15 protein-coding genes and 5 tRNA genes are annotated in these 15,143 nt (G+C 42.4%); 16 read left to right on the top strand and 4 right to left on the bottom strand.

Annotated elements, in window-relative coordinates; all coding sequences use genetic code 11:
• The first annotated feature begins 32 nt into the window (after positions 1-32).
• The 3 genes from FTV38_RS07050 (at position 33) to FTV38_RS07040 (ending at position 2,221) form a co-directional block, all read left to right on the top strand.
• Entirely contained in the window at positions 33-356 is a 324-nt protein-coding gene (locus FTV38_RS07050; RefSeq protein ID WP_067763086.1) for a pyrimidine/purine nucleoside phosphorylase, read from the top strand.
• A gap of 177 nt (positions 357-533) precedes the next feature.
• Positions 534-1,292 carry a 23S rRNA (guanosine(2251)-2'-O)-methyltransferase RlmB gene (rlmB, locus tag FTV38_RS07045; protein ID WP_168378207.1) on the top strand — a complete coding sequence of 253 codons (759 nt, stop codon included), beginning with the start codon at positions 534-536 and terminating at the stop codon, positions 1,290-1,292.
• A gap of 8 nt (positions 1,293-1,300) precedes the next feature.
• Positions 1,301-2,221 carry a DMT family transporter gene (locus FTV38_RS07040; RefSeq protein WP_168378261.1) on the top strand — a complete coding sequence of 307 codons (921 nt, stop codon included), beginning with the start codon at positions 1,301-1,303 and terminating at the stop codon, positions 2,219-2,221.
• Positions 2,222-2,235: 14 nt separating this feature from the next.
• Here FTV38_RS07040 and coaE read toward each other — a convergent pair whose 3' ends face one another.
• Genes coaE through pilB form a run of 4 tightly spaced genes read right to left on the bottom strand, consistent with a single transcriptional unit; the run spans position 2,236 to position 6,676 of the window.
• On the bottom strand, positions 2,236-2,838 hold the full coding sequence (coaE, locus tag FTV38_RS07035) for a dephospho-CoA kinase (protein WP_168378206.1): 603 nt from the start codon (positions 2,836-2,838) through the stop codon (positions 2,236-2,238).
• Positions 2,839-2,847: 9 nt separating this feature from the next.
• Positions 2,848-3,708 (bottom strand): A24 family peptidase, encoded by an 861-nt coding sequence (locus tag FTV38_RS07030; RefSeq protein ID WP_180022047.1) that lies wholly within the window; start codon positions 3,706-3,708, stop codon positions 2,848-2,850.
• Complete coding sequence (locus FTV38_RS07025) at positions 3,708-4,934, bottom strand: type II secretion system F family protein (protein ID WP_168378204.1); 1,227 nt, start codon at positions 4,932-4,934, stop codon at positions 3,708-3,710. The genes FTV38_RS07030 and FTV38_RS07025 overlap by 1 nt, the downstream gene beginning before the upstream one ends.
• 32 nt (positions 4,935-4,966) lie before the next feature.
• Entirely contained in the window at positions 4,967-6,676 is a 1,710-nt protein-coding gene (gene pilB / locus FTV38_RS07020) for a type IV-A pilus assembly ATPase PilB (protein ID WP_180022046.1), read from the bottom strand.
• A 275-nt stretch (positions 6,677-6,951) separates the two neighbouring features.
• Between pilB and tpiA the strand changes: the two genes are divergently transcribed.
• From tpiA to FTV38_RS06955, 13 genes are all read left to right on the top strand, one after another.
• Positions 6,952-7,743 carry a triose-phosphate isomerase gene (tpiA, locus tag FTV38_RS07015; protein WP_180022045.1) on the top strand — a complete coding sequence of 264 codons (792 nt, stop codon included), beginning with the start codon at positions 6,952-6,954 and terminating at the stop codon, positions 7,741-7,743.
• Positions 7,744-7,756: 13 nt separating this feature from the next.
• On the top strand, positions 7,757-8,086 hold the full coding sequence (gene secG / locus FTV38_RS07010) for a preprotein translocase subunit SecG (protein WP_078192560.1): 330 nt from the start codon (positions 7,757-7,759) through the stop codon (positions 8,084-8,086).
• A gap of 52 nt (positions 8,087-8,138) precedes the next feature.
• Positions 8,139-8,223, top strand: a tRNA-Leu gene (locus FTV38_RS07005).
• A gap of 48 nt (positions 8,224-8,271) precedes the next feature.
• Positions 8,272-8,348, top strand: a tRNA-Met gene (locus tag FTV38_RS07000).
• A gap of 73 nt (positions 8,349-8,421) precedes the next feature.
• Positions 8,422-8,498, top strand: a tRNA-Met gene (locus tag FTV38_RS06995).
• A gap of 58 nt (positions 8,499-8,556) precedes the next feature.
• A tRNA-Met gene (locus FTV38_RS06990) sits at positions 8,557-8,633 on the top strand.
• Between the two features lie 90 nt (positions 8,634-8,723).
• Positions 8,724-8,800, top strand: a tRNA-Met gene (locus FTV38_RS06985).
• Between the two features lie 216 nt (positions 8,801-9,016).
• A complete protein-coding gene (gene rimP, locus FTV38_RS06980; protein WP_078192559.1) occupies positions 9,017-9,541 on the top strand; it encodes a ribosome maturation factor RimP in 525 nt (174 codons plus the stop codon).
• A 35-nt stretch (positions 9,542-9,576) separates the two neighbouring features.
• Positions 9,577-11,061 (top strand): transcription termination factor NusA, encoded by a 1,485-nt coding sequence (gene nusA / locus FTV38_RS06975; RefSeq protein WP_180010651.1) that lies wholly within the window; start codon positions 9,577-9,579, stop codon positions 11,059-11,061.
• A gap of 10 nt (positions 11,062-11,071) precedes the next feature.
• Positions 11,072-13,765, top strand: a complete 2,694-nt coding sequence (infB, locus tag FTV38_RS06970; protein ID WP_180008040.1) for a translation initiation factor IF-2 — start codon at positions 11,072-11,074, stop codon at positions 13,763-13,765.
• A complete protein-coding gene (locus FTV38_RS06965; protein ID WP_078189413.1) occupies positions 13,765-14,172 on the top strand; it encodes a ribosome-binding factor A in 408 nt (135 codons plus the stop codon). The genes infB and FTV38_RS06965 overlap by 1 nt, the downstream gene beginning before the upstream one ends.
• A 292-nt stretch (positions 14,173-14,464) precedes the next feature.
• Entirely contained in the window at positions 14,465-14,683 is a 219-nt protein-coding gene (locus FTV38_RS06960; RefSeq protein WP_180022044.1) for a M48 family metallopeptidase, read from the top strand.
• Positions 14,684-14,687: 4 nt separating this feature from the next.
• Positions 14,688-15,005 carry a hypothetical protein gene (locus tag FTV38_RS06955; protein ID WP_180022043.1) on the top strand — a complete coding sequence of 106 codons (318 nt, stop codon included), beginning with the start codon at positions 14,688-14,690 and terminating at the stop codon, positions 15,003-15,005.
• The last annotated feature ends 138 nt before the right edge of the window (positions 15,006-15,143 follow it).

Genomic DNA, 15,143 nt, shown 5'->3' with positions numbered 1-15,143 from the left:
TATTATAAATATGCTTTATCTGGAGAAAACGCATGTCAGCACAGTTTGATCATGTATCGGTAATCAAAAAATCAAATGTTTATTTTGGCGGTCTATGCATCAGCCATACTGTGCAATTTGAAGATGGAACAAAGAAAACACTGGGTGTGTTGCTTCCAACTGAACAAGCGCTGACTTTTGAAACTCATGTACCTGAACGTATGGAAATTATTTCAGGTGAATGTCGTGTTCAAATTGCAGATAGCGAAGAAAGCGAATTATTCCGTGCGGGCCAATCGTTCTACGTGCCAGGTAATAGCCGTTTTAAAATTGAAACAGACGAAGTCTTGGATTATGTGTGCCACTTAGAAGGCTAACGATTCAATCAATTTAGGCACAGTTTTTTAACCTTAAATCGGTTAAACTATGTGTCATAGCATAAATCCTGTAAAGCTTGCTTTGCAGGATTTTTCTTTTTGGCAGCCTATGCTGTGCTCTAGGGATATCATACCCTGTTCAAAAGTTTATCGAAGTTTGCAATTTAGAGGTCGTTCATGGCGAAACCGGAATATTATTATGGCGTTCATTCAGTGGAGTCATTACTGGAACTTGAGCCAGAACGCGTTTTAACTTTATTTGCGTTAAAAGGACGTGATGATCAGCGTTTAAAACGTATTTTTGAGCTTGCAGAACCGTTTGGTGTCAGCATTCAAAAAGCTAGTCGTGATAGTTTGGAAAAACTTGCGGGACAACCGTTCCATCAAGGTGTGGTTGCGGCTGTACGCCCACATCCAGTCTTGAACGAAAAAGATTTAGAGGCTTTATTACAAGCCAATCCAAATGCGTTGCTATTGGCATTAGATCATATTACAGATCCACATAACCTTGGTGCATGCATTCGTACAGCGGCAGCCATGGGTGTTGAAGCTGTGATTGCACCGCGTGATCGTTCAGCGACGCTTACCCCAACAGCCCGTAAAGTTGCTGCAGGTGGTGCTGAAAAAGTGAAGTTTATTCAGGTGACGAACTTGGCACGTACCTTGGCTCAAATCAAAGAAGACTTTAATGTACGTGTGGTCGGCACCATGCTAGATGAAAAAGCGTTGCCGATTCAAAACTTTGACTTCACAGGTACGGGTGTATGTGTGGTGATGGGCGCTGAAGATACAGGTTTACGTCCTATTACGCAGGCGCAATGTGATCAAACTGTGTACATTCCAATGGCCGGCAATTTGCAAAGCTTAAATGTCAGTGTCGCAACAGGTATGGCATTGTATGAAGCATGTCGTCAACGTAATAATGAATTGAAATAGCAGTGATGATGTCTCCTCAAAAGCAAGGTTATTTATATGTGTTCATTACCATGTGTATTTGGGGAGGATTCACCTTAACGGCGCGTTTAAGTGCCAATTGGGGAATCAGTGCTTGGGATATCACGGCACTTCGGTTTGCTTTGGCATTTTGCATCTTAATGCCAATTTTGATTTATAAAAAAGATACGGCTTTTTTATGGAAGAAAGAGCCTTTTATCCTCGCTATGCTCGGTGGGGTGACCTATTGTTTAACGGCCTATAGCGCATTTCATTATGCTCCTGCGGCCCATGCTGCAATTTTCCTCAATGGTTGTATTCCCTTATGTACGGCCATAGCCGCATTTCTGATCTTCAAACAGCCGCTCGATAAGCATACCTGGATCAGTGTGGTGATTATGGTCTCTGCCATTAGCTTAATGAGTTATTTGATGTATGTGGAAACCGGTGTAGCGTTTGGTTTAGGTGATTTGCTGTTTTTTATCAGTGCCATTTGGTGGGGGATATTTACGGTATTGCTTAAGCAATGGAAGCTCTCTGCTTGGCATGCCATGGCGGGGGTTGCGATTTGGTCTGCCGTGGTATTTGTACCAATTTACCTACTATTTTTCCCTAAACATTGGTCCGATCCTGAGCCGCTGCAGCTCATTGGGCAAGTCATCTTTCACGGTATTTTTGTGGTGATTATTGCGACTTTAACGTATGTAGAGGCGATCAAGCGCTTAGGTGCATTTAAAGCCGGAAGTATCGTAACTTTGGCACCTTTTATTGCTGCGATTTTAGCGGTACCGCTGCTAAATGAACCCTTAAGTTTTGCAATTGTGTGCGGATTGGTCGGGATGGGGATTGGAGCGATTCAACCGTGGAAATGGTTGGGACGAAAGGATAGTCTAGAGCAGCAACTCGAACAACAAAAAAAGCAGTCTGAGTAAGACTGCTTTTTTCTTTAGCTTTTTTCAGCGTGCGCTAAGTACTTGAGATGTAAGGGTCGAAGCTGCGCATAAAGATGATCTAAATGACCATCATTCAGCACGATATCATCTGCAATTTTTTGCTTTTCCTGACGTGACATTTGAACTTGAATAATTTTTTGGATTTGCTCGATATTTTGACCATCACGCTGTGATGCACGCTGAATTTGCAATTGTTCTGTGGCATCAATCAGCAAGGTGTGATTGGCCAATTCATGTTGATTGGTTTCAAATAATAACGGCGAAACCAAGATGACATAGGGGCTAGTGGCTTCGTTTAATTGTTGGATAATGGACTGGCGTATTGCTGGATGGGTAATGGCTTCAAGTGCTTGACGTGCTGTAGGATCTTTAAAGATATGCTCGCGTAATGCACGCCGATTTAACTCACCATTTGCAAGTAAAACCCAATCACCAAATTGTTGCTGAATTTGATTCAGTGCGGGTTGACCAGGTTCGACAACTTCCCGTGCAACGATATCAGCATCGACGACTTGAATGCCTTGGAGTTCAAACCAATTGCTTGCAGCAGATTTACCGCTACCAATACCACCTGTTAAACCCAAGACAAATGTCATACAACGACCTTACTGACCCAAATAAATTTTCATAATTTGATCACCCCATAAAAAGGCGATCCATCCGGCGATGGCAATATAGGGACCAAATGCAAAAGGTTGGTTATCTTTACGAACTTTGAGCAAAATAATGCCAATGATTGCACCCACTAGTGAAGAGAGTAATACAATCAGTGGAAGCAGGAAAGGGCCCATCCATGCACCCAAGGCAGCTAAAAGCTTAAAGTCACCATAGCCCATACCTTCTTTGCCAGTGATAATTTTAAATAAATAGTAAACGATCCATAGGCATAAGAAGCCGATGATATATCCCCAAATGGCTGAGGTTGCAGAGGTATAAATGGCATAGCTATTCACGCCAAGCCCGAGTGCAGCTAAAGGAAGGGTATAACGGTCAGGTAAAAGTTGGGTGTCAAAATCAATAAATGTTAATGCAATCAATACATAAGTCAGCACCAGACCAAACAGCATTTGGATGGTTGGGCCAAAAACAGCAACAACAATCAGCGCGCAGATCATGGTGAGTAGCTCGATCAGTGGATAACGGCTACTGATCGGGTTTTGGCAACTTCCACATTTTCCGCGTAACACAATCCAACTGATGACCGGAATGTTTTGATACCAACGAATGGGCGTTTTGCATTTTGGGCACGTTGAAGCAGGGGTACTTAGTGTGATCTTTGTTTCATCAATAATCGGTTGGTCTGGATGTAAAAACAGTTGGCAATCTGTGCGCCATTCTTGTTCCATCATCTTTGGCGTACGGTAAATCACCACATTTAAAAAACTACCGATGCAAAGACTAAAAATCCCAACTGCGATATACATCGCAATTGGGGTATTGATTAAATATGTTATTAATTCTTGCATTAAACCACAGAACCCATTTGGAAGATTGGAAGATACATTGCAATCACAAGACCACCAACGAGGACACCCAGTACCGCCATAATTAAGGGTTCCATCATCGAGGTTAAGCCATCTACGGCATTATCAACTTCGTTTTCATAATGCGTTGCCACTTTATCTAGCATGGCATCTAAAGCGCCTGATTCTTCACCAATAGCCACCATTTGAACCGCCATAGAGGGAAATTTATCGGTGACACGCATGGCGAATTGCAATTGCTGGCCGGTCGCCACATCTTCACGAATTTTTAACACAGCTGTTTCATATACCACGTTGTTGGTTGCACCTGCAGTTGATTCAAGCGCATCAATTAAGGGTACACCGGCTGCAAATGTGGTTGCCAAGGTACGGCTGTAGCGGGCAATAATTGCTTTATAAACCAAATCACCAAAAATCGGTGCTTTCAGTGCAGCTTTGTCCAAGAAGTCACGGAAAGCCTTGCTACGTTTTTTCGCTTCCATGAAACCAGCAATCACAGCTCCAATTCCAATGATGAGGAAGAACCAATATTTTTGCATCCATTCCGACATGTTGACCACCATTTTGGTAAAGGCAGGTAAGTCTGCACCAAATGATGAAAACAAGTCTTGGAATACGGGAACCACTTTTACCATCAAAATAATCGTCACAATAACAGCGACAACGATGACCGCTGCTGGGTATTTCATGGCTTTTTTGATTTTTTGCTTAAGCAATTCACTTTTTTCTTTGTAAATGGCAACACGGTCTAGCATGGTTTCCAATGCACCCGACTGTTCACCTGATTCAACCAAGGAGCAAAATAGGTTATCGAAATACTGCGGATATTTGCGCAGCGCACCAGCAAAGGTATTACCGCCTTCAACTTCACCTTTAATCCCCAAGACCACTTCACGCATGGCTGGGTTTTCTAGGCCTTCCGCCACGATTTCAAAACCCTGAACGAGCGGTACACCGGCTTTCATCATGGTTGCAAGTTGGCGCGTGAATACCGTGATATCCAAAGTGGATACTTTCTTTTTCATCAAGCCTTCGAGAATATTTTTGCGTTTTTCTCGAATGGTTTTAATGGTGATGCCTTGCTTACGTAAAGTGACTTTGGCTAAAGCCATATTACGCGAAGGCATTTCCCCTTTGATTTTCGCCCCTTTGCGATCCACGCCTTCATAACTGAAGGTTGGCATCATCTGCGCTTTTTTTACAGCCATGAATTTATCCTTATTTTTAAATACTAATTCACTTACTCACTGGTCACACGATTGACTTCTTGAAGTGAAGTCACCCCCTGCATGACCTTAATTAAGCCTGAACGGCGTAAATTGTTAAAACCTGCTTGATTTGAAGCTTCGGCAATTTGTAAGGCATTGCCATCTTCCATAATAATTCTTGAAATTTCAGGTGTCACTTTCATGACTTCATATATACCGACACGGCCTTTATAGCCTTCACGGCATTCGGCACAACCAACAGGTTGGTATATTTGAAATTCTGGTGTATTTAAATCGTCTTCAGTAAAACCAAGTTCCAGTAGACTTTGTTTTGGTACCTCTACTGTTTCTTTACATTGTGAACATAGGCGACGCGCAAGTCGCTGCGCAATGACAAGGTTCACGGATGTCGCAATGTTAAATGAGGGCACGCCCATATTGCGTAAGCGTGTCAATGTTTCAGGTGCACTATTGGTATGTAGTGTAGACATCACCATGTGACCCGTTTGAGCTGCTTTAATGGCAATTTCAGCCGTTTCTAAATCTCGAATCTCACCGACCATGACAATATCAGGGTCTTGACGTAAGAATGATTTTAAGGCTGCAGAGAAGGTGAGGCCGACTTTATTATTTACGTTGACCTGATTGATGCCTTCTAAGTTAATTTCCACAGGGTCTTCGGCCGTTGAAATGTTGGTATCTTCACGGTTGAGAATGTTTAAACCTGTATATAAAGATACAGTTTTACCGGAACCCGTTGGACCGGTAATGAGCAGCATGCCTTGTGGTTTTTCTAAAGCCTGCATGAACAGTTCTTTTTGATCCGCTTCATAACCCAATGCATCAATCCCTAACATCGCACTAGAAGGGTCAAGGATACGTAGAACAAGTTTTTCACCAAATAAGGTCGGTAAAGAGTTCACACGGAAGTCGATAGCTTTGTTCTTTGACAGCTTTAACTTGATACGACCGTCTTGAGGTATACGTTTTTCCGAGATGTCCATTTGTGACATGACTTTTAAACGTGAAGCAAGTCTTGTAGCGAGCTGCAAGGGCGGATTGGTAATTGTTCTTAACACGCCATCGACACGGTAGCGGACGCGGTAAGACTTTTCATAGGGTTCGAAATGTAAGTCAGATGCACCCATGCGAATTGCGTCGACTAGTAGTTTATTGATGTACTTAACAATCGGCGCTTCATCACCCGTTGCCTCATCTTCATCTTCTTGAGATGGATCGGGTGTTTCACTATCTAAATCAAGATCAAAGTCATCATCAAAGTCAAAAGTACTTTCTTCAGCGAAGTTCTGTTCAATTAACTTTTCAAGTTTGTCATGTTCAACAATAATGGTTTCGGTATTGAGCTTACTACCAAATCGGATAGCATCCACTGCTTCAATATTGGTGGGATTACTGATCGCAACGAATAATAAATTGCCATGTTTAAAAATGGGCAAAATACGATGCTTGGTAATTAACTTATCTTCAAATTCATCACGAATAATTAAGGAGGTGTCATAAGTCGAAATATCAAAAACCGGTTCACCGAACTCTATCGAGATGGTTTCAGCGATCAGGCGTGCTGAAAGTTGATATTCCTGAATCAAATGCGGCACGATATCTTGATGAGCCTTTTTTGAATTTTGCAGCGCTGTTTGCATTTTTTCGGCAGACAGATGCCCTTCGTCAACTAAGCGACGAATAAACCCCGTAAATCTTGAAGAACCTTGAACTGCTGTCATGCTTTTACTTGCCTATGCTTCAGTCTGTTTATAATTGGTATAGCAAAATTATACTTTTGTTGCACAAAAATACCATATCTTAAAGTGTTGTCACTAGCTAAGAATTGGTAAAAAGCATGAACCAGTCCTTAAATCTGCTTAATTTTTTTACAGAAAAGTGAAGATCTTGGAATGACTGGTGTGGTTCGAAGATGCAAATGTGTTGAAATTTATCTTCAAAATTATGAATTACGTGTAGAATGTGCCCGATTTCATCTTTGTCATGTGGGATAAATATGTCGGGTTCGACGATTACGCCTTGGGTAGTGGGTAACTGGAAAATGAACCCATTGCAAGCCGATGCTGGCGCACTTCTTAAGAATTTTAAGCAATTATTAAATGAACAAAATATTGCTGAAGCGGCATGCCATATTGGGGTTGCACCAACAGCTATTGCTCTGACCTCGGTGCAAAATGAATTAGCACAAGCTAGCCGTAACATCATGACTGTTGCACAAGACGTTTCTCGCGTTGCAGGTACAGGTGCATATACGGGTGAGCTAAGTGCTGAGCTATTAAAAGATTATGGTGTTGAATTTGTACTGATTGGTCATTCAGAACGCCGTGAAATTTTTGCTGATCAACCGCATATCATTAATGAAAAAGTAAAAAATGCATTAAACGCAGGTTTGACTGTGATTTATTGTGTGGGTGAAAGCTTAGAACAACGTGAAAGCGGTCAAGCAGAACAGGTTGTGTTACAACAAATATGTGATATAGCTGCTGTCGTACAAGCAGAGCAGTGGAAACAAATTGTGGTGGCTTATGAGCCAATTTGGGCTATTGGCACAGGTAAAACGGCGTCACCTGAAGATGCGCAAGCGATGCATGCTAAAATTCGTGAAGGTTTAAGCCAAATCACCCCAATGGGACTTCATACTGCGATTCTTTATGGTGGTAGTGTAAAACCTGAAAATGCAGTAGAGTTGGCAGCCTGTCCAGATATCAATGGTGCGCTGGTCGGTGGTGCATCATTAAATGCAGAGTCGTTTTATAAAATTGCTCAAGCATTTGCATATACAAAATAATTAGGAGTTCAGCATGCATACGTTTGTGCTGGTGGTACATATTATCTTAGCGATTTTAATGATCGTGCTGATTTTAGTTCAGCATGGTAAAGGCGCAGATGCGGGTGCATCTTTTGGTGGCGGCGGTGCTGCAACTGTATTTGGTGCATCGGGTTCGGGTAACTTTATGACCCGTTTGACTGCGATTTTAACGGCTTTGTTCTTCGTTACGAGCTTGACACTTGCTGTGTTTGCAAAGAAACAAACGACAGATGCTTATAGTCTGAATGCGATTTCTTCAGTACCGACTGCGCCTGCAAAATCGGCTGAAACTTCGCCAACTGCACCAAAAAGCGCTGAATAATTTATTTAGCACTTTCTTTTTTGACGTGTTGAGACTAGAATGCGTCACAGCTGCGGTGGTGGTGGAATTGGTAGACACGCTACCTTGAGGTGGTAGTGCTTTCGGGCGTGGGGGTTCAAGTCCCCCCTTCCGCACCAACTTATAATCCAGAACATAAGTTGGTGTATGCAGCAAAACTCTGTTGATGCGGGATGGAGCAGTCTGGTAGCTCGTCGGGCTCATAACCCGAAGGTCGTTGGTTCAAATCCAGCTCCCGCTACCAATCAATTCTATTTTTAAGATGCAAACTTTTAAATGGACAGCTTTTAAAGCTGAGAAAACTATTTGCATATTGATGCGGGGTGGAGCAGTCTGGTAGCTCGTCGGGCTCATAACCCGAAGGTCGTTGGTTCAAATCCAGCCCCCGCTACCAATCTTATATAGCACACAATCTATATAAGCAGTTTATCTGAAAGTCATTGTGATGTTGATGCGGGATGGAGCAGTCTGGTAGCTCGTCGGGCTCATAACCCGAAGGTCGTTGGTTCAAATCCAGCTCCCGCTACCAATCCTCTGAGATGCAACTCAGTAGGGCAATTCTTCAGGTTGTTTTAGATTGAAAATGACCAAGAAATTGTATATAATTTTTGCATGTTGATGCGGGATGGAGCAGTCTGGTAGCTCGTCGGGCTCATAACCCGAAGGTCGTTGGTTCAAATCCAGCTCCCGCTACCAAGTTTCTAAAAGAGGCTCACAACTAGGTGGGCCTTTTTGCACAGTGGACTATGGTTTTCTGTGTAATAATGGGGCGATTTACGCCCTTTTTTATTGGCTATCGTGTAGTGTCGACAGTATTTTGGTCAAACCGTCATGTTTCACTACTACTATAGTTTCGTATTGGTCTGTAGTGGTCATTTCGACCATCGAATCGCACAAATTTGACGAGAGTAAATGAAGCTATCAAATAAAACTCAAGCACTTCAGGACTTAATTGCCCCAGCGGTGCAAGCATGTGATGTAGAACTTTGGGGGATTGATTTCCAACCTCAAGGAAAACGTTCACTGTTACGTATTTATATCGACCGTGAAGTTGATGAAAATGCAGAACCTGTCATCAATGAAGATGGTGAAGTTGAGCAAGGCCGTGGTATCGGCGTGCAGGACTGTGTTCGTGTCACTCAGCAAGTGGGTGCGATGTTGGATGTACATGATCCAATTTCAGGCGAATATGCATTGGAAGTGTCATCTCCAGGTTGGGATCGTCAGTTCTTTAAATTGGAACAAATGACGGCATACATTGGTCAGCAAGTCGCTTTGCGTTTGATCAGTGCTGTAGATAATCGTCGTAAATTCCAAGCCAAACTTGTAAACGTAGACCTTGAGAACGAAATGATTCAGGTTGAAGTTGAAAAGCAACAAGTATTGGATATTGACAGCCACAATATTGATAAAGCAAATCTGGTTTTCCAAGATTAATTTAATAAATAAGAATCTGAACGAATAGGTGACTTATGGCTCGTGAAATTCTTACCGTAGTAGAAACGGTTAGTAACGAAAAAGGTGTAAGTCGTGATGCAATTTTTGAAGCGCTTGAACAAGCTTTAGTTGCAGCGACTAAGAAGAAATTCTATGAGGGAACTCACTCGGAAGAAGCTCGTCTACGTGTAGAAATCGACCGTCGTACTGGTGATTACCGTACTTTCCGTCAATGGGAAGTGGTTGCCGACGAAGATCACGAAATGCCAGCATGCCAAGATGCGATCTCTGATGTAGATCCTGCAAAATGGGCAATTGGCGATATTCGTGAACTTGAAGTTGAATCGATTGATTTCGGTCGTATTGCGGCACAAATTGCGAAACAAGTGATTGTTCAAAAAATTCGTGAAGCAGAACGTGCATTAATTGCAGATGCTTACGAGTCTAAAGTTGGTGAACTCATCTACGGTGAAGTGAAAAAACAAACCAAAGATGGCTTTATCATTGACTTAGGTGACAATGCAGAAGCATATCTTGCGCGTGAAGAAATGATCGCTAAAGAAATTCTACGTCCTAAACAACGTGTAAACGCGATTTTGTTTAATGTGAACCGTGAAGGCCGTGGTGCTCAGTTATTACTTTCTCGTTCTAAACCTGAAATGCTCATCGCATTGATGAAGAAAGAAATTCCTGAAATTGCTGAAGAAATCATTGAGATTAAGGCAGCTGCACGCCAACCTGGCGTTCGTGCTAAAATCGCTGTGAAAACAAACGATCACCGTATTGATCCTGTAGGTGCATGTATTGGTATGCGTGGTACACGTATCCAAGCGGTTCAGTCAGAGTTAAATGGTGAGCGTATTGATGTAGTCGTTTGGTCGGATGACGCGGCACAGTACATTGCAAGTGCTTTAGAGCCTGCTGATGTATCAGGTATCGTGATTGATGAAGAAGAACGTACTGCAGATATTATTTTTGCAACGAGTGATCAGTTAGCGCGTGCAATTGGCTCTCAAGGTCAAAACGTACGTTTAGCATCTGAATTGACTGGTTACAAGCTCAATATGATGCTTGAAGAAGAATATCACGCACGCCAACAAAACGAAGCGCAACAATATTTAGATATGTTTGTTACACGTCTAGATATTGATGAAGACTTAGCGATGGCGTTGGTTGAAATGGGCTTCACATCATTAGAAGAAATCGCGTATGTTCCTGCGGAAACATTCGATGAGATCGAACTTGATGCTGAAACTGTTGAAATGCTACAAGGTCGTGCAAAAGAAGTTGCATTGGCTGATGCATTGAAACAACAAGAGAACATCCAAGAGCCAAGCGAAGAGCTTGCTGCAATGGAAGGCGTGACTAAAGAAATCGCATATGCGCTTGCCGCTCGCGGTGTGGTAACTGTAGATGATCTTGCAGATCAAGCCACTGACGATATCTCTGATATTGAAGGTTTAGGTGCTGAAAAAGCAGGTCAACTTATTATGAAAGCGCGCGAATCATGGTTTAACTAGGAGGTAATATATGACGGACAAGTCGATTAAGGAGTTAGCTCTCAGCGTGGGTCGTCCAGTTGAGAAGCTGCTGGAACAGGTTCGTGATGCAGGTTTAACACAAACTAAACCTGAAGATATTATCTCCACTGAACAACAAAATGCCCTCGTTAACCATTTGAAAAAAGTTCATGGTCAGGATGCGGGCAATGCAGGACAAATCACGTTGAAACGTAAAACTACCAGTACTGCTAAAGTGGCGAGTACATCGGGCAAGGCAAAAACGATTAATGTAGAAGTTCGTAAGAAACATACATTTGTTAAACCGGATCCTGAGCAAATTAAAGCTGAAGCATTAGCGAAAGCACAAGCTGACCAACAAGCACGTAAACAGGAACCTAAGGTTGAAGCGAAAGCTGAAGAACCGAAGCAACAACCAGTATCTAAAGCGAAACAAGCTTTAGAAGCAATGCGTGCTGCTGCGAAGCAAGAACATGCGAAGCAAGAAACACCGAAAGCTGCGGTTGTTGTAAAACGTAAGTCAAACAACAAGCCAATTACAAAACCTGTTGAAACTCTAGAACAGAAAAAAGCACGTGAAGCTCAAGCAGCACAATTGAAAGCTGTAGAAGAAGCGGCGCGTCGTAAAGCCGCTGAAGAAGCGCAACAACGTACGCTTGAGCAAATGCGTCAAATGGCGTCTAAGTATTCTAACGAAGACACTACTGCGACCATTCGTGTTGTAGATGATTCTCCGCTTGCTGCCGGCCTTGTAGGTCAGGCATATGAAGATTCATTTGCGAAAGAAGACCGTGAAATTAAACGTGGTACCAATACCAACAATTCACGTTCACCTAAAAAAGGTGGTCGTCGTGGTGAAGAGCAATCTTTCCGTGATAACTCACATAAACGTGGTTTAAAAACAAGTCAAGCGAACAAGCATGGCTTTGAAAAACCAGTTAAAAAACAAGTTTATGATGTTGAAATTGGTGAAACAATTGTTGTTGCTGACTTGGCTGCGAAAATGGCGGTTAAAGTTCGCGAAGTTATCAAATCACTCATGAAAATGGGCGAATTGGTTACTCAAAACCAAGCGATTGATCAAGAAATCGCAGTACTTGTTGTTGAAGAAATGGGTCACAATCCAGTACTTGTTTCGGATACACAAGCAGAAGACAACTTACTTGAAGCAGCTGAAGAAGCGCGTGGTGTCCAAACCACTCGTCCGCCAGTTGTGACAATTATGGGTCACGTTGACCATGGTAAAACATCACTTCTTGACCGTATTCGTCGCTCTAAAGTGGCTGCAGGTGAAGCAGGTGGTATCACACAGCATATTGGTGCTTACCATGTGAAAACTGAAAAAGGTATTATTACTTTCTTAGATACACCGGGACACGCAGCATTTACTGCAATGCGTTCACGTGGTGCGAAATCTACAGATATCGTAGTGTTGGTTGTTGCAGCAGATGATGGTGTTATGCCACAAACTGCTGAAGCGATTGACCATGCACGTGCAGCAGGTACGCCAATTATTGTTGCTATCAACAAAATGGATAAAGAGTCTGCTGATCCAGATCGCGTATTGAATGAGTTGACGACGAAAGAAATCGTACCTGAGCAATGGGGCGGTGACGTTCCAGTGGCAATGGTTTCTGCGCACAGCGGTGCAGGTATCGACGAACTTCTTGACTTGATCTCAATTCAAGCCGAACTTCTTGAGCTTAAAGCATCTGAAGAGGGTGCGGCACAAGGTGTTGTAATTGAAGCACGTGTAGACAAAGGACGTGGTGCGGTAACATCGATTCTTGTTCAAAACGGTACATTGAAAGTGGGTGACCTTGTTCTTGCAGGTTCGTCATACGGTCGTGTACGTGCAATGACAGATGAAAATGGTCAACGTATTAAATCTGCTGGTCCTTCGATTCCTGTGGAAATCTTGGGTCTACCAGAAGCGCCAATGGCGGGTGATGAAGTTCTTGTTGTAAATGACGAGAAAAAAGCACGTGAAGTTGCTGATGCGCGTATGGATCGTGAACGTCAAAAACGTCTTGAGCGTCAATCTGCGATGCGTCTTGAAAATATCATGGCGTCTATGGGCAAGAAAGATGTGCCTATTGTCAACGTGGTATTGAAAACAGACGTACGTGGTACTTTGGAAGCATTACACGTTGCACTTGCTGAACTTGCAACTGATGAAGTGAAAGTACGTATTATTGGTTCAGGTGTTGGTGCGATCACTGAGTCTGACGTAACACTTGCTGAATCATCAGAAGCGGTTCTTCTCGGCTTTAACGTACGTGCTGATAATACTGCACGTCAAAAAGCTGATGCTGATGGTATCGACATTCGTTACTACTCGATCATCTATCAATTAATTGATGATGTGAAAGATGCGATGAGCGGTAAATTAGCGCCTGAACACCGTGAAACAATTCTTGGTGTTGCTGAAGTACGTGAAGTGTTCCACTCAAGTAAATTCGGTGCTGCTGCAGGTTGTATGGTACTTGAAGGTACATTACACCGTAATAAACCGATTCGCGTATTACGTGATGACGTGGTGGTATTCCAAGGTGAGCTTGAATCTCTTCGTCGCTACAAAGATGTGGTTGAAGAAGTTCGTGCCGGTATGGAATGTGGTCTTGCGGTGAAAGGCTATAAAGACATCAAAGCACAAGATAAGATCGAAGTGTACGATGTTCAATTGATTAAACGGAGTCTTTAATGGCGGGTAGTCAACGTCTGAAGCGTATGGCGGATACAGTACAACGTGAGTTGTCAGAACTGATCCGTCAGGAGCTGAAAGATCCACGCTTAGGTGGTCTTGTGACCATCTCTGCCGTGAAGGTGAGCCCAGACTTAGGATATGCCGAAGTTTATGTGACTGTAATGGGTCGTGAGCTAGGCGATGAGCAAAGTGAAGCTGCAAATAAAGAAACTTTAGATGTCTTGAATAAAGCATCTGGTTTCTTGCGTCATGAACTGAGCCGTCGTATCAAAACACGTATTACGCCACGTTTGCGTTTCCATTACGACAAAACAAATGCTTATGGCAACTATATGTTTGGTCTAATTGCGGAAGCGGTCAAGGACTTACCTCCTACTGACGAAGCAAAAAAAGATGATGAATAATTCAGTTCGCTGAATGAAAAAAGCCACCTTCGGGTGGCTTTTTTATGTTTGAATAGCAGTAACTTAAAAACTCAATCACTTTAAAATTATAATGTGCTAATGAAAGACAGGTCGAACATGATATTCAATCCGCCTATCTGTAAAAACAATGAAATGAAAAAAAATCATGCTATTGAGCAGCATATTACTCATCACTATGCCAAGTTGGGCATGTTTAAATACCAATGTAGAAGATTTTTATACATCTGATTCATAAAAAGAAAATCAACTTGAAGAAGATCATGATGAGAAATTGAATAACTTTGTATCAAGGCATCCTAGCCCAATAGACTATCAAGCAGAAATTGATTTTGCCGTACATCAGATCCACGCAGGTCGTCACGATTTAGCCATTAAGGTTTTAAGTGAAATTGAAAAAGAGCATCCAGGTTTACCGAAGATGGCAGTGAATTTAGGCACAGCTTATGAGTTGATCGGCAATATTAAACTAGCCAAAAAAATGGATTGCTGAAGGTATGAAGCGTGATCCATCGATTCATCTTGGCAGTGAATGGATTCATCTGAATATTTTAACAGCCAAAGAAAAACGTGCGACGGCAAAATATTTTCATGAATTGCCATTGTTGAATGTACATTATGGAACAGGTTATGTACCTGATGCGCACTGGAAGAATCAGCGAAAACTCACAACGGCAGAATATGATGCTATACGAGAGCAGGCCAGTTTACAGATTAATGAGCGGAAAAATTTTGTTTCAAGACAGAATGCCGTGATGGCACAGCTGTTTTATCAAATGGAGCGTAAAACTCTGTCCTTCAGGTCAGAGATATAAGCGACACGACATGAAGTGTCGTTTGATTTAACTAAGGACTATTTTCCTTGAGTTTTGATTGTTAATATAAGTACATGAAAACCCTTAAATTACGTATAAAAGACAAACATTGCAAGGTGTTAGACCAACTAGCATCAG

It is taken from the genome of Acinetobacter sp. YH16044, from assembly GCF_013417145.1.
Lineage (GTDB): Bacteria > Pseudomonadota > Gammaproteobacteria > Pseudomonadales > Moraxellaceae > Acinetobacter > Acinetobacter amyesii.
This window is presented reverse-complemented; position numbering and strand designations above follow the sequence as displayed.